We start from the raw sequence: 23,516 nt of genomic DNA on the forward strand, positions 1-23,516 counted from the left end.
CCGTGAGGTGACTGCGTTCACTCCCGGCGGTCATCCGGGATGTGTATGCTCGGAGCCTGTGGAAACCATGACCCCCAGCGATATCAGTGCCCGACTTGCCACGCTCCGGCAGGAGCACCGTGCGCTCGATGACCAGATCCTGCGCATGGCCGCCAACGGCGACGACGAGCTCGAAGCCAAGCGCCTGAAACGGCGCAAGCTGCAGTTGAAGGACTGCATCGCCAAGCTGGAAGACATGCTGATTCCGGACGAGCCGGCGTAGCCGGGATGCCCGCATCGCGGTGGTAACGACCGTTGGTTGTCACACGATGACCTGGGTGCCTTCCGTCCCGCCGTCATGAAGCCCTGAAAGGCCGCTCCGGACAATGGTCAGCGCCGGCAGGTGGCTGCACGACGCGTTATCCGGAATCCGGACGCTTGTGCCGCGCTGGCGCGCGGGTACCGACCAACGGTCGGTACCTACGGATTGCTGGCGAACGCAATAAGATCCGGACACGTCGGATCGACGACGTGCCGTCGTCAATCCTGGGCTACCGGTTCCTCTGGCTTCGCTGCTTCCGGGCTGACGCGCTCGATGGTGTGGCGCAGTTCGCGGCCGAGGATGAATTTCGCATCCTTGGCCCAGGCGTCCAGGCGCGCGTCGAACAGCAGCTTGCTGTTCTCATCCGGCCACACCAGGCGCAGCTCGCGCAGCTTCTGGATGAAGCCGCGGAACAGCGTGCGGTCGAAGAACTCCGGCGCGGCCGGCGCGTAGAGCAGGCTCAGGCGCTGCGCGGCCTGCTGGCACAGGCTTTCCAGCTCGGCCGCACCCAGCGTACCTGGGCCGTTCTTCACCAGCACCGAGATCGCGATGTAATAGCGCTCGAACGCCTGCTGTAGCGAATGGCCGATCGCACGCAGGCGGAAGACTTCGTCGGTCTGCCCGGTGTTGCGCGCCAGGATGCCGCCATCGTCATCGTTGATGTTCTGCAGCAGCCCTTCGCGCACGAACACGTTGATGGTCTGCTCGATGCGCTGGGCGAACTCGTCTTCCGTCCACGGCAGGAACAGCTCGGCCTGCAGGAACGGGTACACGGTACGGCCCAGCTGGACCAGCCCGGTGCGGCTCATGCGGCGGTTGTTCTGGAAGCAGCAGGCCACCCACGACGAGGCCGTGAACAGGTGGATGACGTTGTTGCGGAAGTAGCTCAGCAGCACCGCGGTGTCGCCGCTGACGCTGAGCACATCGCCCAGCGGGTGCTTGATGCGGGTGAGGACGTTGATCTCCTCGGCGTGGGCGATGATCCGCTCCGGCGAGTGCGGGGTCACCGTCACCCGGTCCGAGTAAGGCATCTCGACCAGCAGGGTCTTGCACAGCTCGATCTGCGCGATCAGGTCCGCCTCGCCCATCGCATGCTTGGGCGTGGACAGCAGCGCCAGCGCGAGCAGGTTGATCGGATTGACGTCGGCCGCGCCGTTGATGTGCACCTGGATGCGTTCGGACAGGTGATCCACTGTGCCGGACAACCACGAAGGCTTCTCGTCTTCGCCCACCGGCTGACCATTCCAGTCCGGCGCACGCTGGGCGAGCACGTCGTTGAGCGCGATCGGCTCGCCGAAGTTCACGACCACCTGGCCGTAGTTCTGCTTGAGCACTTTCGGGATCGACCACAGCAGCGACCAGATCGATTCCTTTTCCTTCGGCCGACCGGACAGTTCGTCCAGGTAGCTGCCGCCTTCCATCAGCTTTTCATAGCCGATGTAGACCGGCTGGAACAGGACCGGCTTGCGCGGCTGGCGCAGGAACGCGCGCAGCGTCATCGAGATCATGCCGCCCTTGGGCTGCAGCAGGCGCCCGGTGCGCGAGCGGCCGCCTTCGACGAAATACTCGATCGAGTAGCCGCCGGCGACCAGCTGCGCCACGTATTCGCTGAGCACCGCCGAGTACAGCGCGTTGCCGCGGATCGAGCGGCGGATGAAGAACGCACCGCCCTTGCGCAGCAGCGTGCCGACCACCGGCAGGTTGAGATTGATGCCGGCCACGATGTGCGGCGGCACGATGCCGCGGTCGTACAGCAGGTAGGACAGCAGCAGGTAATCCATGTGGCTGCGGTGGCTGGGCACGTAAACCACTTCGTGCCCGGGCGCGGCCGCCTTGAACTTGTCCAGGTGATGGACCAGCACGCCAGCGTAGATGCGGTTCCAGACATGGCTGAGCATGAAGCTGGCCGAGCGCACCACCGGACTGGAGTAATCCGCGGCGATTTCCCACGCGTAGGCGTGGGCTTTCTTCCACGCATCGGCCGGCTTGGAGTTGTCGCGCTTGGCCTGGGAGGCGATCGCTTCGCGCACGGTGTCCGCGTCGAGCACCTTGTCCACCAGCAGGCGGCGGGTCGACAGGTCAGGACCGATCACCGACTCACGGATGCGGCGGAAATGGGTGCGCAGCACGCGCTGCAGCTTGCGCACGGTGCGCTCGGGGTCCAGCCCCTCATCGACCGTGCTGCGCAGCGAGATCGGCGGGGCGAAGCGCACGATCGTGCTGCGGCCGTTGAGCAGCACCGCCAGCAGGCGACGGAAACGACCCACCAGGGCCCAGTTTTCCGAGAACAGCACCGCGAACCAGCCGCTCTGCTTGTCCGGCGCGCGGCCGACGAAGATCGACACCGGCACCAGGTGCACGTCGAGCTCGCCGCGGGCGCGGTGCGCCTGCAGGACCTTGGCCAGCGAGTCCGAGTGGGTCTTGGCGCCGCGCTGCTCGGGAATCAGCGAGTTGCTGCTGCTCCGGCGCGACAGGGCCAGGTAGGCGCGCTTGCGCCCGGTCGGGTCACCGGCGATCGGCACCAGCGGCGAGGGCAGGCCGGCTTCGCGGCAGGCCTTGTCCAGGATCAGCGCGTTGGACAGACCGTAGTCCTCCAGCACGTAGACCACCGGGCGGCCGTCGTTGTACTGGCCGGGGTGTTCGGGTTCGATCTTCAGCGACAGCCACGGCTCGACCAGGCGGCCGAGCAGGCGCGCCCACCACGGCGGGCGGCCACTGGGCGGACGCGTGCCGGGCACGATCGCGGACGGCACGACGGTGGACGGCTCCGCATCGACCGCAACGGCATCCACCGGCGCGCCAGCGACCGGCGGGACCGGGGCGGCGGCACCGTCGGGCGGCACGGTATCGGGCGACGAGGACGTGGCGTCCGGCGTCTTGGGCGGCTCTTCGCCGGGGAAAGGCAGGGGATTCTGGTTCGGCATCGGCTTCATTATGGCTTAGCCGGTGCAGAAGCACCGTCCTTGACCGTCGCGGCGGCCTCTGCTTCCGCTGCCTGCCGGGCGTCATGTTCAGCTTGCGCGGCGTCGGCGGCCTGCAGCAGCGCATCGGTGTCTTCCAGCGTACGGGTCACATACCAGTGGCCATCGCGGCGGGTCATCCGCACCTGCGCTTCGATCTGCTCACCGGCCAGCGTGTACTGGATGCGCACCACCGCGTCGTCGCCCAGTTCGGAGGTCAGTTCGCCGCGCAGCTCGGTCAACGCGCCGTCCAGCGACAGCCCGTAGCTGGCCAGTGCAGTCTTGAAGGCTTTGACGAAGGGGCCCAGCCGACGCAGGCTCTCTTCCATGCCTGCCGCCTGCAGCTCGGCATCGGTGGACAGCCCGGCGGTACGCGCGGTGGCGGTGAGCAGGGTGATGGTGGTCTTCGCCCGCTGCTTGTCCGTCAGTGGCGCCGCGGCGGCCCAGCGGCTGAGCGCGTTCACCACCTGGGTGTAGTGGGCGCGCTCGCTGTCGCTGTACTCGCTCTGGTTGCGCAGGTACTGCTCGCCGAACAACCCCATCGAGTGGGCCGCCTGGCGGACCTGGGAGGCCTGGCCGGCGATCTGGGTATCGAACGAGCGCTGCAGCCGCTGTGGCGCATCCGGCCGCGACAGCGCGGCCAGCATCGGCAGCAGCTGCCCATCCAGCGGCAGCTCGGTCAACGGCCAGCGGCTGTGGCCCTGGTTCCAGGCGCCCTGCAGGCGCGCGTACTGGGCCGGTGGCACCGCCGCCTTGGCGTAGCCGACCAGATCATTGTCGGCGACCCGCTGCGCCAGCTGCTGCAGGGCGGCGACCGGCTCGGACGCCGGTGCGTCCGGATCGATCCGCTTGTCCTTGCAGGCACTGAGCAGCACCACCCCGCACAGGGCCAGCGCCAACGCCTGCCCTCGGTACTGCCACGGCTTCAACGACATGGACATGAATTCGGACTCCCCGGACCGGTCCGCATCTTGCGGCCTGTTCAGTGACGGCGGCAAGCCGGCAATCCCGCCGACCTCGCGCCATATGCGCAAGCCGTTGAATGTACAGAAAAACGGTTGTGACGCGGCGGCTCCGCCCCGTCGTCGCCTCAGCGCGCGGCCAGGGCGTGGGCGATCTCGGCCTGGATGGCGCGCGCGGCGGCCTGCGGGTCGCTGGCCAGCCGGATCGGGCGCCCGACCACGATCGCATCGGCGCCGTCGGCAAACGCCTGGGCCACGCCGACGGTGCGCTTCTGGTCATCGCCGACCGGACCGCCGGGGCGGATGCCCGGGCACACGATCGAGAAGCCGGCACCCGTGGCGGCGCGGATCGGCCCGGCCTCCTGGCCGGAGGCGATCACGCCATCGATGCCGGCCGCCTGGGCAGCCAAGGCGCGTTCGACCACCACCTCGACCGGCTCGCGGTCGATGCCCATCCGGGCCAGGTCGCTGCGGCCCATCGAGGTCAGCACGGTCACCGCCAGCAGGCGCATGTCGCTGCCGTTGGCAGCCGCGCAGGCCTCCATCATCGCCGGGTGCCAGCCATGGATGGTGGCGTAGCTCACCGGCCACTGCGACAGGCGCTTGATCACCGCCGCGGCGGTGGCCGGGATGTCGAAGAACTTCAGATCGACGAACACCCGCTTGTCGCGCGCGGCGAGTGCGTCGAGCACCTCGAAGTACTCGCCGGAGGCCAGCAGTTCCATGCCGATCTTGTAGAACGACACGGCATCGCCGAGGCGATCGACCCAGGCCAGCGCGTCGTCGCGGCCGGGCACGTCGAGCGCGAAGATCAGGCGCTCCTCGTCACGCAGCGGCAGCGGCGCGCGGCTCACGGTGCGTAATCCAGCGCGGCACGCTTGGCGTCGTGGCGGGCCTGGCGCGACTGGCTGTAGTCGTTGTTGAACTGGGCCGGCTCGAAACCGCCGTAGGTCGGGTTGGGCAGCATCCACCAGCGTTCGCCGAACCAGTCGTGGTACTGCTGCAGCAGCGTGTCACGGCCATCGTTGGTGTTGGCGGTGACTTCCACGAAGTCGCCCAGCTGGTCACCGAACTGCATCAGCACGCGGTACTGCTGGCCGGCTAGGCGGCGGCGGCAGTTCTTCTCGCTGCCGGCCTGCTCGCAGCCGTCGACCACCGTGCCCAGGCCGAGAAACACGCTGTCGTCGGCCACCGGCAGGCCCTGCTCACGCAGGTTGGCCAGGGTGGCGTCCTTGAGGTGCACGGCGCGGTTGGAGATGTACAGCAGGGTGACGCCCTTGGCGTTGGCCGCCTTGGCGAAATCGACCACGCCCGGAATCGCCTTGGCCTTCTTCTCGGCGACCCACTGGTCCCAGCTCAGCTCGTCGTATTCCTTGCCATCGCGCACCAGGCGCGCCTGGTAGGGCGAGTTGTCCAGCACGGTTTCATCCACGTCCAGCACCACGGCCGGCTTCAGGCCCTTGGCGGCGTTGCCGCGTTCTTCCGGCACCAGCGCATCCCAGTTGGGTTCCTTGAGGGCCTTGTCCAGGTGATCGGCGGCGGCGCGGTAGGTCTGCTCGGTGATCGCGCGGTATTCCTGCGCGCGCTGCATCCACAGCACGGCATTGAGGTTGTCATTGGCGGCCACGGCGGCATCGCCGGTGGCAGCCGGGGCGCTCGCCGCGGCAGCGGCTGCCGGCGGGGCGGCATCGGCCGGGGTTTCAGTGCGCTTGCAGGCACTCAGTGCCAGCACGGCACAGGCAAGCACGGACAGGGAAACAGCACTACGACGCATGGCATTCACCGGCAACAGATTCGCGCCAGTTTACCGGCTTGTCCCGCGGCATTCATGTGGCCGGCGGGGCTCGGCTATGCTGCACGCCCCTGAAACACCGCGGAGCGCCCCATGACCGACGACACCCAGACCCCTGCCCTGCCCGTGCTCAGCGCGGCCCAGGCCCGCGCGTTGGGCTGCCTGATCGAGAAGGAGGCGACCACCCCGGACGCCTACCCGCTGACCGTCAACGCTGCGCAGGTGGCCGCCAACCAGAAGACCGCCCGCGAGCCGGTGATGGCCCTGTCGGCCGGCGATGTGCACCACGCGCTGCGCCAGTTGGAGACGCTGGGCCTGGCGCGCCAGCAGTATTCCTCGCGCGCCGAGCGCTACGAGCATCGCGCCGGTGCCGCGCTGGACCTGACCCGCCAGCAGCTGGCCATCCTGGGCTTGTTGCTGCTGCGCGGCCCGCAGACCCTCAATGAGCTGCTGACCCGCAGCGAGCGCCTGGTGCGTTTCCAGGACGTGGACGAACTGCGCCATCACCTGGAGCGCATGATCCAGCGCGATATGGCGGTCCAGCTGCCGCGCGCCAGCGGCCAGCGCGAAGACCGCTACATGCACCTGCTGGCCGGCCCGGTGGACGTGCAGGCCCTGGCGGAGCAGTACAGGTCGGCGCCGTCCGGCGCTGGCGGTGGCGCTGCCGCCCATCCGGCGCTGGAGTCGCGCGTGCAGCAGCTGGAAGCCACCGTGGCCGAGCTGCAGGAGCAGCTGGCGGAGTTGCGCGCGCAGCTCGGGGGGCTGAACTAAAGCCACGCATGGCGTGGCTCTACCGGGTCGGATGGCGTTGTTCTACCGGGTCAGACGGCGGGCGCCCCCGGCGTGGCGAACAACAGCACCACATCGCCGCCATGCGGCGGCGGCAGCAGCAGGTCGCCGCGATCCTCCATGCCGAGCTTGCGCAGCAGCGCGGCCGACCGCACGTTGTCCGGCGAAACGATGCCGTACAGGTCGGTGTAGCCCAGCACGTCGCGCGCGTAGTGCATCACCCCGCGCGCGGCTTCGATTGCGTAGCCGTGGCCCTCGTACTGCGACAGCAGCGCATAGCCGATATCCGGTGCCGGCAGTCCGTCGCGACGGACCAGGCCGGCGTTGCCCAGCCAGGCGCCGTCTTCGCGGCGGATGATCGCGTACATGCCGAACCCGTTGAGGGTGTAGCTGCCCAGCACGCGCTCGGCGGTGTAGTCACGCGCCTGCGTCAGGGTACGCACGCCGCGGTCGGCGATGTTGCGGATGAAGCCGGGCTCGTTGAGCAGGGCCAGCATGTCGGCCGCGTCATGGTCGGGGTCGATCAGGCGCAGGTGCAGGCGGTCGGTCTGGATCACGGCGGACATGCGGGTACCGGCTGAGGAAGATAGCCTGATTGTGCCGTAGAGCCACCCATGGGGTGGCTCTACCTGGCGATGCTCAGTCGAACAGGGCCTGGATCGCCGCCAACCCGGCGCTCGCGCGTTCTTTCTTGCGCGCCGCATCGGCGACCGGATCGGCACCATCGCGCTGCATTTCCTCGGCCGGAATCTCATCGAAGAACCGGCTGGGCTTGAGCCGCACGTGCTCGCCGAACTTGCGGGTGAGCTTGCTGTAGCTCATCCACAGCTGCACCTTGGCCCGGGTGATGCCCACGTACAGCAGGCGCCGTTCTTCCTGCAGGTTGCCTTCGTCCAGGCTGACCTGGTGCGGCAGCACGCCGTCCTCGCAGCCGATGATGAACACGTACGGGAATTCCAGGCCCTTGGAGGCGTGCATGGTCATCATGCGCACCTGGTTGCCGCCGTCGTCCTTGTCGTTGCGCGACAGCAACGCCAGCTGCGCGGCCAGATCCGCCGTGGAGGCACCCCGCGGGCCGCCTTCGAACCACTGCGCCAGTTCTTCCAGGTTGCCGAGGCGACGCTGGTAGACGGACTCTTCCTTGCACGCGCTGCGCAGGTCCGAGACCAGCCCGGAATCCTTCACCAGCTTGCGCACCAGGTCGCCGGAGCTGAGCTTGGGCATCTCCGCGCGCAGGTCGCGCAGGATGTCGGTGAAGCGGCTCAGGCCGTTGGCCGCACGCGGTGGCAGCTGCGACAGCGCGCCGATCGCTTCGGCGGCATGCGCCATCGGCAGGTCTTTTTCCGACGCCAGCTCGGCCAGCTTGGCCAGCGTCCCGGCGCCCACTTCGCGCTTGGGCGACTGCACCGCGCGCATGAAGGCCGTATCGTCGTCCGGGTTCACCAGCAGGCGCAGCCAGGACAGCGTGTCCTTGACTTCCTGCCGTTCCAGGAACGCGGTACCGCCGGTGATGTGGTACGGCGCGCGCACCAGCTGCAGCGCCTTTTCCAGCGGCCGCGACTGGAAATTGCCGCGGAACAGGATGCAGAAATCACTCCACGGAATCTTCTTGGAGGTGGCCAGGAAGGAGATTTCCGCCGCTACTTTTTCGGCCTCGTGCTCGCTGTTGCGGCACTCCCACACGCGGATGCGCTCGCCGTCGGCCTGGTCGCTCCACAGCTTCTTCAGGTGTTCGTGCGGGTTGTTGGCGATCAACGCATTGGCCGCGCGCAGCACGCGGTTGGAGCAGCGGTAGTTCTGCTCCAGCTTGATGATTTCCAGCGCGGGATAATCGCGCGCCATCTGCTGCAGGTTTTCCGGATTCGCACCCCGCCAGGCGTAGATCGACTGATCGTCATCGCCCACGCAGGTGAAGTTGCCCTTGCTGCCGGCCAGCTGCTTGAGCAGCCGGTACTGCGCATCGTTGGTGTCCTGGCATTCGTCGACCAGCAGATACCCGATGCGTTCGCGCCAGGCGATGGCGATCTCGGGATTCTCTTCCAGCACCTGCACCGGCAGCCGGATCAGGTCATCGAAATCGACCGCGTTGAACGCGGTCAGGCGCAGCTGGTAGCGCTCGTAGACGCTGGCCGCTTCCTTTTCGCGCGTGCTGCGCGCGGCCGCCATCGCCTGCTCGGGCGAGAGGCCGGCATTCTTGGCGCGCGAGATCAGGTTCTTCACGTCCTCGATGTCGTCCGGCTTGGCCCCGTACATCAGGTCCTTGACCTGCGCGGTCGAATCGTCGGCATCGAAGATCGAGAACCCGCGCTTGAGCCCCACCGCGGCGTGCTCGATCTGCAGGAACTTCAGGCCCAGCGCGTGGAAGGTACAGATCGTCACTTCATCGGCATCGTCACCGCGCAGGCGCTTGGCCACGCGCTCGCGCATTTCCTTGGCCGACTTGTTGGTGAAGGTGATCGCCGCGATCCGCCGCGCCGGGTAGCGCTTGCTGGCGATCAGCTGGCCGATCTTCTCCACGATCACGCGCGTCTTGCCGCTGCCCGCGCCCGCGAGCACCAGCAGAGGACCTTCGCAGTGCATCACTGCCGCGTGTTGGGGAGGATTGAGACCGTGCATGCCATCTCCAGGGGAGGGGCATTGTAGCGGGCCGCCCGGCCGGAGCGTGGTGATCGCCGGCAGCGGACGAAAGCGTCCGCTCCCATGGGCCCGGCAGCCACGGGAGGCGGCCGGGCGTCTAGAATTGGCCGATGGCCAAGCTCTATTTCTATTATTCGGCGATGAACGCCGGCAAGACCACGACCCTGCTGCAGTCGGCGCACAACTACCGCGAGCGGGGCATGCGCGTGGCCATCCTCACCCCCCGGCTGGATGATCGCGCGGGGCGCGGCGTGGTCGCCTCGCGGATCGGCCTGAAGGCCGACGGCATCGCGTTCCAGCAGGACACCGACCTGCAGCAGCTGATCGCCGACGACATCGGCACGCACGGCCCCTTGGGCTGCGTACTGGTCGATGAAGCGCAGTTCCTGACCCGCAGCCAGGTCTGGCAGCTCAGCGAGGTGGTCGACCAGATGCGCATCCCGGTGCTCTGCTACGGCCTGCGCACCGATTTCCGCGGCGAGCTGTTCGAAGGCAGCCAGTACCTGCTGGCCTGGGCCGACGAGATGCAGGAGATCAAGACCATCTGCCACAGCGGCAAGAAGGCCACGATGACGGTCCGCGTGGACGAGCACGGCCACGCGGTGCAGGACGGCCCCCAGGTGGAGATCGGCGGCAACGAGCGCTACGTGTCGGTAAGCCGCGCGGAGTTCAAGAAGATCACGCGCGGCGAGGGAAGAATCGATCCGGCACAGGTCCCATTGCCGCTTTGATCAATACAACGTGCGTTCCGGCGCGCCCTTCGGCGGCGGGCTGTACTGGTACAGCCAGGTTTCGGTGAGGGTCTTGCCGCCGCTGCGCAGGTACAGCCGGATGTCGATCTGCTCGGTGGAATCCTCCGGCGGCACGACATCGAACATGGCGCGGTAGCCCTTGATCTCGCGCAGCGGACGCGCCGAGACGATCTCGGTGCGGCCACGGCTGACCTGGACAACGGCTTCGACCTCGCCCTTGTCGATCAACGCTGCCAGCTCGCCGCCTTCGAAATCGACCGCGAAGCGCCACGAGAAATACGCGCGCTTCTTGCCGATCACCCCGCCCAGGCCGGTACGGCTGGCCACGCAGTGCGCCAGCGGCGTGCGGGCCGGCGGCTCGGCGCCCCAGTACAGGCGGTAGCCCAGCAGCAGCTCCTGGCCCGGCTGCGGCTTGGCCTCGGGATTCCAGAACGCCACGATGTTGTCGAAGGTCTCATCCACGGTCGGGATCTCGACCAGCTGCACCGAGCCCTTGCCCCACTGCCCCTTCGGTTCCACCCACAGGCACGGCCGCTTCTCGTAGAAGACGCCGTCGTCCTGGTAGTGATCGAAGTTGCGGTCGCGCTGGAGCAGGCCGAAGCCGCGCGGATTGTTGTCCACGAACATGTTGAAACGCAGGTTGTACGGGTTGCACAGCGGGCGCCAGATCCATTCCCCGGCCCCGGTCCACATCGACAGGCCGTCGGTATCGTGGATCTCCGGGCGCCAGTCCCAGGCCATGCGGCGGTCGTTCTCGCCCACTTGGTACATGCTGGTGCACGGCGCGATGCCGAGCCGCTCGATCGCCTTGCGCGGGTACAGCGCGCAGTCGATGTCCATCAGCAGCACGTCACCGTTGGTGATCGCGAAGCGGTAGGCGCCGGTGGTGCTCGGCGAATCCAGCAGCGCGTAGACCACCAGGGTGTCGGAGTCCGCCGCCGGCTGCTCCAGGTAGTAGGCGATGAAGTCCGGGAATTCCTCGGGCTTGCCCATCCCGGTGTCGATCGCCAGGCCGCGCGCGGATTGGCCGTACTGGCCTTCCTTGCCGACCGCGCGGAAATAGCTGGCGCCGAGGAACGCGGCGAAGTCGCGGTTGGTGTCCTTGCGCGTGTTGAGGCGGAAACCGGCGAAGCCGAGGTCGGCCGGCAGGTGGCTGCCCTTCAGGCCGCTCTTGCCGTAATCGAACGCCGCGCCGTCATAGGCCAGCTCCTGCGCCTTGCCGTCGGTCACGTCGAACATCCGCACCGGCGAGTGGAAGTACAGGCCGAGGTGGAAGAACTTGGCCTGGTAGCGGCCGGGCTGGTCGGCCCACAACGCATGGTCCTGGCGGTACTGGATCGACTGGTACTGATCCCAGTCCAGCGCTTCGACCGGGCCGGGCAGCGTGCGCTTGTGACTCTGGTAGGCCGCCTGGGACAGCGCGCGGGCCTGCCCCTTCAGCGAGGCGAAGTCGAACGGCTGCGGCTGGCCGAGCCGGCGCAGGCCGACTTGGTTGCCCTGCGCGGCGCAGGCCGGCAGTGCGGGCAGGCCGAAGGCGGCCAGGGCCACGGAGGCATTGCGGAGGAAGTCGCGTCGTTGCATGCAGGCAGCGATGGCAGGGAAGGGCCGGCCATCATAGGCACGCAGACGTTAATTCGCCGAAGTGAATACGGCGCAGCGTTCAGCCAGCGCGCTCAGGGACCGGCGGCTACCTGCGCCGATGTGCAGGCCTGGCGTGCCCGCTCCACCTCCGCCACCAGCTGTCCCCCCTGCGGGAACTGCGCCTGCAGTGTCTGGTGGAGCTGCCCCAGCGCCTCGCGGGCACGTACCGGTGCGCTGCGGCAGTCGAGTTCGGCCATCGCCGTCCGGGCGCGCCAGCGCAGCGCGCGGCGCTCCGGGTCGGCCGTGTCGCCCACCAGCAGGGGGGCCAGCGCGCGGCGGGCTTCCACGGTCTGGCCCATGCGGCCCAGGTTCCGCCCCCAGGCCAGCTGCAGCGCACGCTGCAGGGTCGGCCCGGCGGACCCGGCCCGGTCCACCCGGGGCATGAGCGCGGCCAGCTGCTCCCCGGCCTGGCGCGGGTCGCCGTGCGCACTGACCAGCTCGGCCATGCGGCGGTCGGCCTGCTGCACCGAGGCATCGTCATCGCCGCGCTGCGCGGCCTGCCACTGCCGCCCCTCATGCAGGGCGGCCAGGGCGGCCTGCCAACGCCCGGCCAGGGCCAAGGCCTCGCCCTGGTCGTACAGGCCCTGTGGCAGCAGTCCCACGCAATCGGGCTGCCGCCAGATCGCCACGGCCCGGGCGAAGTCATCGAGGGCGGTGGCGCTGTCGCCGCGCTCCATGGCCAGCCGACCCAACGCGTGCCAGGTCAGCCCGGTATCGCGGTGCTGCTCACCCAGCGCCTGCCGGGTGAGGCGATGGATCTGCTGCAGATCGGCCTGTGCCTGCTCGAGGTCGCCCCGCTGCATCGCCAGCAGGGCGCGCAGGCGGCGGATCGAGAGGGTCTCGGGGTGATCCGGTCCATACAGCGTCACCGCATCGGCACCTGCCAGCCGCAGTGCCTGCTCGGCGGCGTCCACGTCCCCCTGCGCGGCCAGACTCTCGCCCATGTGCCGACGCAGCGCGATCAGCTGCGGGTACCGCATCGTGGCATCGGCCTGCAGCAGCTGCAGCGCCTGCCGGTAACCGGCCAGCGCCGCCGGGGCGCGGCCATCGTCGCTGTCCAGCACGGCAAGGTCGGCCAGGCTCTCGGCGGTGCCGGGCGTGTCGCGGAGGATGTCGCGGCGCAGGACCAGCGCCTGGCCGAAGGCGGCGCGCGCGTTGTCGCGGTAGCCCAGGAGCTGCTGGCAGCGGCCGAGCTGGGTGTGGTACGCGGCCACGGCCGCCGGCAGCCGCAGGCGGTACTCCGTGGCCAGCGACTGCATCGGGGTGAGGTGCGTCACGCAGTCACGCGAGCGGCCGAGCATGCGCAGCGCACGGCCGCGCTGGGTCACGGCCTCCAACTGCAGCGTCGGCGGCACCTCGCCGACCTCCTCCAGCAGCGCACGCTGGCGGTCCAGTGTCTGCAGCGCCAGCTGGTAGTCGCCCATGCCGATCCGGAGCCGGCCGATCACCCCTTCCAGCTCCGCCAGCGACAGCGGCTGATCCCGCAGTTCGGCCTCGCCGCGTTGCTGTCCGGTCGCCAGCAGCTGGCGAAGATCGAAGCTGCCGTGGCGCACACCGGCGGCGCGGTCGAACAACCCCACGGTGAAATCCTGCATGGCCTGGGCCCGCGCGATCTCGCGGCGCGCCTGCTGCATCTGCCACAGCGCGGTCAGTGCCAGGGCAAGCAGGGCCAGCACCGCGACGCTGCCCAGCGCCACGCCCCACCGGTGCCGGCCCAGGTATTTGCGCAGCCGGTAGCCCACGTGCTGTGGACGCGCATGGATCGGCCGGCCTTCGAGGAAACGGCGCAGATCCTGGGCCAGTGCTTCGACCGAGGGGTAGCGCTGTGCCGGCTCCTTCTGCAGGGCTTTGAGCAGGATGGTGTCGAGGTCGCCGCGCAGGCGCCGTGACAGGCGCCTGGCCGCCACCGCGTGTTCGCCACCGGCGGCGGCCAGGCGCGCCATCACCGACGAGGCACGCGGTGCCTGCACCTCCAGGATCGAGCGTTCCCACTCGGCATCGCTGTGCCGGCGCAACCGGTAGGGTTTCTGGCCGGTGATCACCTCGAACAGCACCACGCCCAGCGAGTAGACATCGGTGAGCGTGGAGACCGGCTCGCCACGTACCTGTTCCGGCGCGGCGTAGTGCAGGGTAAAGGCGCGCGCTTCGGTGGGCGGATGCGCGGGCGGCTTGCCGTCGTCGTCGTCCAACAGCTTGGCGATGCCGAAGTCCAGCAGCTTCACCTCGCCATCGGCGGTGACCAGGATGTTGGAGGGCTTCAGGTCGCGGTGCACGATCAGGTTGGCGTGCGCGTGGCTGACCACCGCGCACACCTGCAGCATCAGCTGCAGGCGGCGCTCCAGCGGCAGCGCCAGCCGCTGGCAGTAGTCGGTGATCGGCTCGCCTTCGACATAGGCCAGCGCCAGGTATGGTTGCCCCTGCAGGTCCACGCCCGCATCGAACAGCTGGGCCAGGTTGGGATGCTGCAGCCGGGCCAGGATTTCGCGTTCACGGCTGAAGCGCTGGCGCAGGCCGGGGTCGGCGTAGCCGCTGCGCAGCAGCTTCAGGGCGACCTGGCGCTCGTACAGACCGTCGGCGCGCTCGGCCAGCCAGACCTCGCCCATGCCACCCTCACCAAGCGGACGCAGCAACCGGTAAGGGCCGACCCGGGTGCCGACCCGGCTGTCTTCGGGCGCGGCGGTCCACAGTGGCTGCGCCAGGAACTCGTGGCTGTCGCGCTCGTGGGCGAGCAGGCGCTCCACGTCGTCGGCCAGCCCGGGGTCCTCCGCGCGCAGGCGCAGCAGCCGCTGCTCACGCGCCGGTTCGGGCAGTTCCAGCAATTGATCCAGCAGGCAGGACAGCTGCCGCCAGCGTGACGCCTCCATCGCTCCTCTCCCCGGACGATGCGTGGCTGTTCAGGACTCCCCGACCGAGGCCAGCAGGAACATGCGCGCCTTCTGCCAGTCGCGGCGGATGCTGCGCTCCGAGCGCTGGCACAGATCGGCGATCTCCTGTTCGGAGAGGCCGGCGAAGTAACGCAGTTCCACTACCTTGGCCAGGTGCGCATCCACCGCATGCAGCTGTGCCAGCGCGACATCCAGCGCGAGCAGGTCTTCATCCAGGCGCACGCCGCTGCTGCTGTTCTCGGGCAGTTCCACCCGTTTGAGATCGCCACCGCGCTTGCGGGCCAGCCGGTTGCGTGCGTAATCAACGACCACGCTGCGCATCGCCGAGGCCGCATAGGCGAAGAAGTGCGCACGATCCTCGAAGCGCGCCGCGCCCCGGGAGCCGAGCAGCTTCAGGTAGGACTCGTGCACCAGCGAGGTGGCATCCAGGGTGCGTCCCTGCTGCCCGGCCAGCTGCCGGCGCGCCATGCTGTGCAGCTCGTGATAGAGCAGGGTCAGGACCCGGTCGAGCGCGGCGCGGTCGCCCGCCCGGGCCGAATCCAGCCACACGGTGATATCCGGTCCCTCGTCCATCGCACACCCCCGCCGGTGATGTTGGGCGGACTATACCGCCGGGGGAGCGACAGGCGCGCGACGATTCAGCGCTGGCAGTGCCCGCACCAGACGCTGGCACGCTGGCCGATGGTGGCGTGGCGGAGCAGCCGGCCGCACTGCCGGCAGGGCTCGCCTTCACGCCCGTAGACCAGCAGTTCCTGCTCGAAATACCCCGGCGCCCCGTCCGGATTGATGAAATCGCGCAGGGTGGTGCCCCCGCGGGTGATGGCGTGGGTCAGGATCTGCTTCACCGCGTCGGCCAGGCGCTGGTAGCGCTCGCGCGAGATCCGCCCGGCCTCGCGCAGCGGGTTGATCCCGGCCATGAACAGGCTCTCGGCGGCATAGATGTTGCCGACGCCGACCACGATGGCCTGGTCCATCAGGAAGGTCTTCACCGAGGCGCTGCGGCCGCGGCTGCGGGCGAACAGATGGTCGCCGTCGAACGCCTCATCCAGCGGCTCCGGGCCGAGGCCGGCCAGCAGCGGATGGGTCTCCCCGGCCGGCTGCCAGAGCAGGCTGCCGAACCGGCGCGGGTCGTTGAAGCGCAGCAGCCGGCCGTTGTCCAGGCTGATGTCCACATGGTCGTGCGCCCGCACCGGGGTATCGCCGGGCAGCACCCGCAGGCTGCCGGACATGCCCAGGTGCAGCACGGCGCTGCCCACGGCGGTATCCAGCAGCAGGTATTTGGCGCGGCGGCGCACGCCCTCGATGGCCTGGCCGGGAAGCTGCTCGCTGACCTCCGGCGGGATCGGCCAGCGCAGGTCCGGGCGACGCAGGATCACACCGTGGACGCGACGGCCTTCCAGATGCGGCGCAAGGCCGCGGCGGGTGGTTTCTACTTCGGGGAGCTCGGGCATGGCGCAATTCTAAGGCGTCGCCCGATGAACCGCGGTAGAGCGGCGCGGCGCGCTGCCCCGCTCCGGTCCGAGCGCGAGGCTCAGCGCGGCGGTGCCGCCAGTTCACGCGCACTCAGATAGCCATCGCCATTGGCATCCTGTTTGTGGAACCGCTGGACCAGCGTCTGCCGCTGCTGCTCGCGCGTGATCGGCGGGCCCTTGCCACCGGGCAGCTCATCGGCGCCGAGCACGCCATCGCCGTTGCGGTCCATGCGATCGAAGGCGTACAGCAGCCACTGCACGTACTCCTCAACACTGACCCGGCCATCGCCGTCGGTGTCCATGCGCTGCAGGTAGCTGCCGGTGTCGGTGACCTGCGCCTGTGCCGTCGCGCCGAACAGGCCAACGGCCAGGCCCAGACACGCAGAACGCCGCACAAGGCGGCGTTTCGCGGACACGTTCCCGGGCGGGAGGCGCATCGATCAGTGTGCCGTCAGTGCGTAGCCCTTCAGGCGCGCGGCGTAGTTCTGCAGCGCGGCGATGCCACTGGCTTCGGCTTCATGGCACCACGCCTGGAGCAGCTTGAGGCGCTCGGCGGCATCGTTGCCGCGGGCTTCGAGCAGGGCGGCCAGGCGCGCGCGGTGTTCGACCAGCACGCGGATGCGCGGGCGCTGCTCGACCCAGGTGCTGAGCTGGGCGCGGCAATCCGGCTTGAGCCAGCGGCCGTCGTTGACCAGGCCGCGGCGCATGCGGCGCGGCAGCAGCTTGCGCAGCTTGGCGCCGGCCATCGCGGCCTCTTCGCGCAGGGCCGGCACGAACACGTTGCGCTGGTAGTCGGTCATCGCCTGGAAGCGGTGCGACAGCAGGGCCTTGAGGGTTTCAGCATCCGGCACGGCGATGTTCGGGCGCACGTCCATGCTCGGTGCCACGCGCAGCACCTTGGCCAGGCGCAGGGCCTGCAGGCCACGGATCACCGCCCAGCCGATATCGAACTCCCAGCGGCGCATCGAGAAGCGCGCCGAGCTCGGGAAGGCGTGGTGGTTGTTGTGCAGTTCTTCACCGCCCACCCAGAACGCCCACGGCGTCAGGTTGGTGGAGGTGTCGGCCGATTCGAAGTTGCGGTAACCCCACCAGTGGCCCAGGCCATTGATGACGCCGGCGGCCCAGAACGGGATCCACGCCATCTGGATCGCCCAGAGAGCCACGCCGGGCAGGCCGAACAGCACGCTGTTGATGACCAGCAGCGCGACCGGGCCGAGATTGGCGTGCGGGGTGTACAGGTGGCGCTCGATCCAGTCGTCCGGGGCACCACGGCCGTACTGCTCGATGTCCGCGCGCATCGCGCGGGCCTCGCGGTACAGCTCAACGCCGCGCCAGAACACCATGCCGATGCCCTTGGTCACCGGGCTGTGCGGGTCTTCATCGGTCTCCACCTTGGCGTGGTGCTTGCGATGGATCGCCACCCACTCCTTGGTGATCATGGAGGTGGTCAGCCAGGTCCAGAAGCGGAAGAAGTGCGCGATGACCGGGTGGAAATCCACGCCGCGGTGCGCCTGGCTGCGGTGCAGATACAGGGTCACGGCGAAGATGGTCAGCTGGGTGAACACCAGCAGCACCAGGCCCATGCCCCACCAGCCGAGGCCGACGACACCGCCGGTCAGGAAGTTGAGGAGCGTATCGAACATCGCAGGACTCCGGGCCGCGGTCGGCCGTCAAGGAAACAGGGATACCTTCGGACATCATGGGGCCTGACGTTGCAAACTTCATCCCTCTGATGCCATTTTTGCGCAGTCATTCAGTTCCTCCCTTACCTTCGTGAGCATGCCCCCGCATTCATGACAGTCGCAGCCTCGCCGGTGGTGCCGGCCTCCCCCGTCCCCCTGATCGAGCTCGACCGCGCCTGTGTCATCCGCGGCCAGGTCCGGGTCCTGCACGACCTCAGCCTGCGCATCGAACAGGGCCAGCACACCGCCCTGCTCGGCCCCAACGGCTGCGGCAAGTCGTCCTTCATCAAGCTGATCACCCGCGAGCTCTACCCGCTGGCGCATGGCGATGGCACGGTGGCGGTGCGCGTGCTCGGCCAGAACCGCTGGCAGGTGGACCGGCTGCGCTCGCAGCTGGGCATCGTCACCGGCGACCTGAGCACCAACCTCTCCGACATGCCCGGGCTGACCGTGGAAGAAGCAGTGCTGACCGGCTTCTTCGCCAGCTTCGTGGTGCCGGCCTTCCGTGAAGTGAGCCCGGAGATGCGCGACCGCGCGCGCGAAACCCTGGCCATGACCGGTGCCCTGCCGCTTCTGCAGCGTGGCTATGCCGAGCTGTCTGCCGGGGAAACCCGGCGCGTGCTGATCGCCCGCGCGCTGGTCAATCGGCCGCAGGCCCTGCTGCTGGATGAGCCCTCCACCGGGCTGGACCTGATCGCCCGCGAGCAGCTGATTGCCACCATGCGTGATCTCGCCCGCCAGGGCATCACCCTGGTGCTGGTGACCCACCACATCGAGGAGATCATTCCCGAGATCGAACGGGTGGTGATGCTGCGCGGCGGCAAGATCCTCGCCGATGGCGCGCGTGCCGAGCTGCTGCGCGATGCGCCGTTGTCCGAACTGTTCGGCGGCCCGATCCGGGTGGTGGAACAGGCCGGCCGGTTGAGTGCGTTCGCGGGCTGAGCGCTGCCCGAGGGCACGCCATGCCGGATCTGGCCGGATGACGAACGGCCGCTGTCGTTGAAGGATGAAGCTGCGATCATGCCGCTCCCCTCTTCTTCGAGACCTGCCGATGTCCTCGTCCCTGCGCTCCGCTGCCGTTCGCCCGATGCTGGCGACCGCCCTGCTCGCCGCCCTCGCCGGCTGCTCGTCGACGGCTGCGCCGCGCACTACGGCGGTGGAAGCCTCGGTCACCACCAAGGCCGTCGGCTACCTGCAGGGCGCTGCCGTGCCGGCAAGCCTGGCGCTGGTACCGGCGCCGCCGGCCGCCGGATCGGCCGGCTTCGCGCTGGACGAACAGGTCAGCCGTGAAGCCCGTGCCCTGCGCGGCAGCCCGCGCTTCGAGCAGGCACACCGCGACGCCGAACTCGCCTTCCCGGCCGGTGCCAACCAGTTCTCGTGCGCGATCGATGTCGATGTGGATGCGGTGAAGACGCCGGCCCTGTACCGCCTGCTGGAACGCAGCCGGATCGATGCCAGCGCCGCCACCCGCACCGCGAAGAAGCACTACCAGCGCGCGCGGCCGTTCATGGTCAATGGTGAGCCCACCTGCTCGCCGGAAGACGAGCAGGACCTGCGCGGCAACGGCTCGTATCCCTCCGGCCACACCTCGATCGGCTGGGCGTGGGCGCTGATCCTGGCTGAGATCGTTCCGGACCGCGCCGATGCGATCCAGGCACGCGGCCGCAACTACGGCGAAAGCCGTCTGGTCTGCAATGTGCATTGGCAGAGCGACATCCTGGAAGGCCGTTTCATGGGCGCGGCCGCCGTGGCACGCCTGCATGACAACGCCGCGTTCAACAGCGACCTGCTGGCGGCGCGCAAGGAGATCGCCGCGGCACGCAGGGCGGGGCTGCATTCGGCACGGGATTGCGCGGCTGAAGAAGCGGTGTTGAAGGTGCGGCCGGCGAGCGCGTTGTAAGGCGACACCTGTCGATGGCATGGCATTGTGGGTAGAGCCGGCCGCTGGCCGGCTCCTCGCGTTACCCAACAGGGTGCAGAGCCGGCCAGCGGCCGGCACTACCGATACGGCGGTACCGATTGGCGATACAGCGGTCGGCGGTCGGCGGTCGGCGCGACGATGGCGGCACACAAGAAAACGGCGCGGATTTCTCCGCGCCGTTTTCGTTTCAACAGCGTGCCCACCAACGGTGGGCACCTACCGCATGACGTGCATCAGAACTTTGCGGTGAACTCCAGGCCGAACGTGCGCGGCTCGTTGAGGAAGCCGGTCAGGTTGTTGAAGTCGATCGCGCCGACCACGCGGACCTGGTCGGTCAGGTTGCGGCCGTATACGGCGACGTCGTACTGGCCGTAATCCCAGTTGTAGCCCAGGCGCAGGCCACCTTCCAGCGAGGAGCGGCTGCGGAACTCCGGCGACTCGTACAGGAAGAAATTCACTTCGCTGCGGTAGGCCCAGTCGGTGTAGACGTAGAACTCGCTGGCATCGTTGATCGGGAAGCCGGCGCGCAACGTCAGGTTGTGGATCCACTTCGGTGCCTGCGGCAGCGGGTTGCCGTTGACCAGTGCGTAGGTGCCGCCATCGATGACCGTGGTCGGGTCGGTGATGGTGCAGCCGCCGCCACAGATCGCCACCGCCAGATCCTTGTCCTTGATCTCGGTGTCGTTGTAGCTGCTGCCCAGGGTCAGCAGGACGTGGTCGGTCAGGTAGGCTTCGAAGTCGAGCTCGGCGCCCTGGCCGAGGGTCTTGTCGGCGTTGAGCAGGGTCGCGGTGTTGTTGGTGCCACCCACGGCGATCAGCTGCTGGCCGTCGACGTTGTAGCGGAACACGTTGAAGCCCAGGCGTGCACGGCGGTCGAACAGGTCGGCCTTGATGCCGGCCTCGTACGAGATCACCTTCTCCGAATCGGCCTGCGAGACGCCGCCGAAGGCCAGGCGGCCCTGGATCGACGGCGCGCGGAAGCCCTTGGCCACGCGGGCGTACGCGTTGAGGTTGTCGGTGATCTGGTAGACGCCGCTCAGGTCCCAGCTGACGTCGTTGACGTCGGTCTTGGCGATGTACGGGCCGCTGACCGGGGTGCCGAACGGCACGGCCTGCAGCACGCTGGCGCTGAAGTCCTTCTTGTCCTGCGTGTAGCGCACGCCACCGCGCAGCTTGAAGCGCTCGGTCACGTCGAAATCGCCGGAGGCGAAGGCGGCCCACGCCTTGTTGCGCTGCTGCTGCACGGCGTGACCGGTCTGCGGATTGCCCGGGGTCAGCGAGTCGTAGTTGAAGCTGTCGATGGTGACGTCTTCATCGAAGTAGAAGACGCCGGCCTGCCAGTCGAAGCGGCCCCACTCATTGGATTCCACGCGGAATTCCTGGGTCCACTGGCGGTGGTGCGGCAGGCCATCGGCCGATTCGGAGGCGAACGGGATGTTGCCCGGGCCGTAGTTGCCGGCGCCGAGGAAGCTGGCACCGTAACCGCCGTCGATGTCGCCATGGTTCAGCGATTCGGCGGTCTCGTAGCCAGTGATCGAGTGCAGCGTCACGCGGCCCAGGTCCCACTTCAGGCGCGCGCTGCCGCCCCAGGTTTCCAGGTCGGAGAAGTTCTGGCCATCGGTGGAGACTTCATCGCGGTCGAAGTTCTCGACCAGCTGGTTGGTGCCCGGCTTGAGGATGTTGGCGCGGAACAGGCGCGCGGTGCCGTTGAGCTTGCGCTTGTGCAGGTTGAACAGCGCTTCGACATCATCGCCTTCGTACAGGAACTGCACGCGGGCGGCGGCTTCGTCATAGCCTTCGAAGCCCTGCGCCGGTGCGCCCTGGCGGGTGTTGGTGACCCAGTCGTCGCGGCGCTGGTACAGCGCGGAGACGCGGGCCGACCAGCGGTCGGTCAGCGGGCCGCCGTAGGCGCCCTGCGTGTTCCAGGTGTTGTAGCTGCCATAGGCGACCTTGATGTAGCCGTCGGCATCCTGCGAGGGACGCGCCGAATCGAACTTCACCACGCCGGCGGGGGTATTGCGGCCGAACAGCGTGCCCTGCGGGCCGCGCAGCACTTCCACACCGGCCAGGTCGAACAGCGGGAAGCCCTTCAGCAGCGGGCTTTCCTGCACCACGTCGTCATACACCAGCGACACCGGCTGCGAGGCATTGAGGTCGAAATCGGTGTTGCCCAGGCCGCGGATGTAGAAACGCGGGAAGGCACGGCCGTAGGACGATTCGATGTTCAGGCTGGGCACACGCGCCGACAGGAAGCGGATGTCATCGCCGGCCGAACCGAGCACGTCGAGCTTTTCACCCTGGATCGCCGAGATCGAGACCGGCACGTCCTTGGCGTTTTCGACGCGGCGTTGTGCCGTGACCTGCAGCGTATCGAGGGCAACCGGATCCTTGGTGGCGGGGGCATCCTGGGCTGCGGCCGTCAATGGCAGCAGGGCGGCAAGCGCGACAACGAGCGGGTGCACGGACGGGAAACGGCCGTGGGCAGTGCGGTTCGGGAACATGGCGTTTAGGCTGTGTTGGGAGGGGTGGTGGACCGGCGCTACCAGACAATTGTTGCAGTACAACAACAGCGCCGCAAACAACCGCTATTCATTACCCCTGCCGGCCTGCCACCGCTTCGGTATGCTGGCGGCCCTCGATGCCCATTCACGTTGCCACGCCGATGACCTCACTGCGCCGTACCCGCCTGACGCTGTCCGTTGCCCTGCTCGGCCTGCTGGCCGGTTGCGGCGGTGATCCCGTGCGCCCGACCCCGCCGCCGGCGGCCGTTCCGGTGACGCCGGCCAAGCCGGTCAAGATCGGCATCGCGCTGGGCGGCGGCGCTGCCAAGGGCTTCGCCCACATCGGCGTGATCAAGATGCTGGAGGCCAACGGCTTCGAGCCGGTGGTGGTCTCCGGCACCAGCGCCGGCAGCGTGGTCGGCGCGCTGTATGCCAGCGGCATGGACGCGTTCCAGATGCAGTCCAAGGCGGTGGCCCTGGATGAAGCCAGCATCCGCGATGTGCGCCTGTTCTCCGGCGGCCTGGTCCAGGGCCAGAAGCTGCAGGACTACGTCAATGCGCAGGTCGACAACCGCCCCGCCGAAAAGCTGAGCAAGCCCTTCGCCGCGGTCGCCACCCAGCTGGAAACGGGCGAACGCACGGTGTTCGTGCGCGGCAACGTCGGCCAGGCGGTGCGTGCGTCCAGCAGCATCCCGGGCGTGTTCGAACCGGTGAAGATCGGCAAATACAACTACATCGACGGCGGCGTGGTCAGCCCGGTGCCGGTGGATGCGGCGCGCCAGCTCGGCGCGGACATCGTGATCGCCGTGGACATCTCCAGCAAGGCCAGCGGCAAGGCGCCGACCGGCATGCTCGGGATCGTCAACCAGTCGATCTCGATCATGGGCCAGCGCCTGGGCGAACAGGAGCTGGCACGCGCGGACGTGATCATCCGGCCCAAGGTGCTCGACATCGGCGCCGCCGATTTCGGCCAGCGCAACAACGCGATCCTGGAAGGCGAGAAAGCTGCGATGGCGGCGATGCCGCAGATTCGCGCCAAGGTCCAGCAGCTGCAGAAGGCGCGTGCCGCCGCGCTCGCCCCGCCGCCGCCCAAGCCGAAGTGCGATGAGCCTTCGCGCGTGGGCCGGCTGATGGGGCGCAAGGAGAAGTGCGAGGGTTGAAGCCCCGCCACCGGTAGAGCCGACCGTTGGTCGGCTGCTCCTGGCTCTGGTCTCCACGAAG

The 23,516-nt window shown here is 68.5% G+C and carries 19 protein-coding genes; 6 read left to right on the plus strand and 13 right to left on the minus strand.

The window, feature by feature from the left end; translation table 11 throughout:
* Positions 1 to 58: 58 nt before the first annotated feature.
* On the plus strand, positions 59 to 262 hold the full coding sequence (locus HH110_RS14370; protein ID WP_176990288.1) for a DUF465 domain-containing protein: 204 nt from the start codon (positions 59 to 61) through the stop codon (positions 260 to 262).
* Between the two features lie 257 nt (positions 263 to 519).
* Here the strand turns inward: HH110_RS14370 and plsB are convergent, their stop codons facing one another.
* From plsB to HH110_RS14390, 4 genes are all read right to left on the minus strand, one after another.
* Positions 520 to 3,234, minus strand: a complete 2,715-nt coding sequence (gene plsB, locus HH110_RS14375) for a glycerol-3-phosphate 1-O-acyltransferase PlsB (RefSeq protein ID WP_176990289.1) — start codon at positions 3,232 to 3,234, stop codon at positions 520 to 522.
* The gene (locus tag HH110_RS14380; protein ID WP_176990290.1) at positions 3,234 to 4,202 is read right to left on the minus strand and encodes a hypothetical protein; all 969 of its coding nucleotides are present in this window, start codon (positions 4,200 to 4,202) and stop codon (positions 3,234 to 3,236) included. Before HH110_RS14380 ends, plsB begins: the two co-directional genes overlap by 1 nt.
* A 149-nt stretch (positions 4,203 to 4,351) precedes the next feature.
* Complete coding sequence (gene pyrF / locus HH110_RS14385; RefSeq protein ID WP_176990291.1) at positions 4,352 to 5,077, minus strand: orotidine-5'-phosphate decarboxylase; 726 nt, start codon at positions 5,075 to 5,077, stop codon at positions 4,352 to 4,354.
* Positions 5,074 to 5,997 carry a 5'-nucleotidase, lipoprotein e(P4) family gene (locus HH110_RS14390; protein ID WP_176990292.1) on the minus strand — a complete coding sequence of 308 codons (924 nt, stop codon included), beginning with the start codon at positions 5,995 to 5,997 and terminating at the stop codon, positions 5,074 to 5,076. Before HH110_RS14390 ends, pyrF begins: the two co-directional genes overlap by 4 nt.
* A gap of 111 nt (positions 5,998 to 6,108) precedes the next feature.
* On the opposite strand from HH110_RS14390, the gene HH110_RS14395 reads away from it, so the two are divergent.
* The gene (locus HH110_RS14395; protein WP_176990293.1) at positions 6,109 to 6,786 is read left to right on the plus strand and encodes a YceH family protein; all 678 of its coding nucleotides are present in this window, start codon (positions 6,109 to 6,111) and stop codon (positions 6,784 to 6,786) included.
* Positions 6,787 to 6,836: 50 nt separating this feature from the next.
* Here HH110_RS14395 and HH110_RS14400 read toward each other — a convergent pair whose 3' ends face one another.
* Both HH110_RS14400 and HH110_RS14405 read right to left on the minus strand, forming a co-directional pair.
* On the minus strand, positions 6,837 to 7,370 hold the full coding sequence (locus HH110_RS14400; RefSeq protein ID WP_176990294.1) for a GNAT family N-acetyltransferase: 534 nt from the start codon (positions 7,368 to 7,370) through the stop codon (positions 6,837 to 6,839).
* 73 nt (positions 7,371 to 7,443) lie between these two features.
* Positions 7,444 to 9,420, minus strand: coding sequence for a UvrD-helicase domain-containing protein (locus HH110_RS14405; RefSeq protein WP_176990295.1), 1,977 nt, complete (start codon positions 9,418 to 9,420; stop codon positions 7,444 to 7,446).
* Positions 9,421 to 9,551: 131 nt separating this feature from the next.
* Between HH110_RS14405 and HH110_RS14410 the strand changes: the two genes are divergently transcribed.
* The gene (locus tag HH110_RS14410) at positions 9,552 to 10,172 is read left to right on the plus strand and encodes a thymidine kinase (RefSeq protein ID WP_176990296.1); all 621 of its coding nucleotides are present in this window, start codon (positions 9,552 to 9,554) and stop codon (positions 10,170 to 10,172) included.
* Here HH110_RS14410 and HH110_RS14415 read toward each other — a convergent pair whose 3' ends face one another.
* From HH110_RS14415 to HH110_RS14440, 6 genes are all read right to left on the minus strand, one after another.
* On the minus strand, positions 10,173 to 11,774 hold the full coding sequence (locus HH110_RS14415; RefSeq protein ID WP_176990297.1) for a glucan biosynthesis protein: 1,602 nt from the start codon (positions 11,772 to 11,774) through the stop codon (positions 10,173 to 10,175).
* 92 nt (positions 11,775 to 11,866) lie between these two features.
* Positions 11,867 to 14,698: a serine/threonine-protein kinase gene (locus tag HH110_RS14420; protein ID WP_176990298.1), complete on the minus strand. Its 2,832-nt coding sequence runs from the start codon at positions 14,696 to 14,698 to the stop codon at positions 11,867 to 11,869.
* A gap of 30 nt (positions 14,699 to 14,728) precedes the next feature.
* The gene (locus tag HH110_RS14425) at positions 14,729 to 15,292 is read right to left on the minus strand and encodes an ECF-type sigma factor (RefSeq protein ID WP_176990299.1); all 564 of its coding nucleotides are present in this window, start codon (positions 15,290 to 15,292) and stop codon (positions 14,729 to 14,731) included.
* Positions 15,293 to 15,357: 65 nt separating this feature from the next.
* On the minus strand, positions 15,358 to 16,170 hold the full coding sequence (gene mutM, locus HH110_RS14430) for a bifunctional DNA-formamidopyrimidine glycosylase/DNA-(apurinic or apyrimidinic site) lyase (protein WP_176990300.1): 813 nt from the start codon (positions 16,168 to 16,170) through the stop codon (positions 15,358 to 15,360).
* A gap of 80 nt (positions 16,171 to 16,250) precedes the next feature.
* Complete coding sequence (locus tag HH110_RS14435) at positions 16,251 to 16,628, minus strand: EF-hand domain-containing protein (protein WP_176990301.1); 378 nt, start codon at positions 16,626 to 16,628, stop codon at positions 16,251 to 16,253.
* A gap of 3 nt (positions 16,629 to 16,631) precedes the next feature.
* Complete coding sequence (locus HH110_RS14440; RefSeq protein ID WP_176990302.1) at positions 16,632 to 17,834, minus strand: acyl-CoA desaturase; 1,203 nt, start codon at positions 17,832 to 17,834, stop codon at positions 16,632 to 16,634.
* A gap of 150 nt (positions 17,835 to 17,984) precedes the next feature.
* Between HH110_RS14440 and HH110_RS14445 the strand changes: the two genes are divergently transcribed.
* Together HH110_RS14445 and HH110_RS14450 are read left to right on the plus strand one after the other, a co-directional pair.
* Complete coding sequence (locus HH110_RS14445; protein ID WP_176990303.1) at positions 17,985 to 18,815, plus strand: ABC transporter ATP-binding protein; 831 nt, start codon at positions 17,985 to 17,987, stop codon at positions 18,813 to 18,815.
* Between the two features lie 109 nt (positions 18,816 to 18,924).
* A complete protein-coding gene (locus tag HH110_RS14450) occupies positions 18,925 to 19,773 on the plus strand; it encodes a phosphatase PAP2 family protein (RefSeq protein WP_176990304.1) in 849 nt (282 codons plus the stop codon).
* A gap of 254 nt (positions 19,774 to 20,027) precedes the next feature.
* Here HH110_RS14450 and HH110_RS14455 read toward each other — a convergent pair whose 3' ends face one another.
* Positions 20,028 to 22,295: a TonB-dependent receptor gene (locus tag HH110_RS14455; protein WP_176990305.1), complete on the minus strand. Its 2,268-nt coding sequence runs from the start codon at positions 22,293 to 22,295 to the stop codon at positions 20,028 to 20,030.
* 161 nt (positions 22,296 to 22,456) lie between these two features.
* On the opposite strand from HH110_RS14455, the gene HH110_RS14460 reads away from it, so the two are divergent.
* Positions 22,457 to 23,455 carry a patatin-like phospholipase family protein gene (locus HH110_RS14460; protein WP_176990314.1) on the plus strand — a complete coding sequence of 333 codons (999 nt, stop codon included), beginning with the start codon at positions 22,457 to 22,459 and terminating at the stop codon, positions 23,453 to 23,455.
* The last annotated feature ends 61 nt before the right edge of the window (positions 23,456 to 23,516 follow it).

The sequence above is a fragment of the Stenotrophomonas sp. SAM-B genome (assembly GCF_013387485.1).
Taxonomy (GTDB): domain Bacteria; phylum Pseudomonadota; class Gammaproteobacteria; order Xanthomonadales; family Xanthomonadaceae; genus Stenotrophomonas; species Stenotrophomonas maltophilia_AA.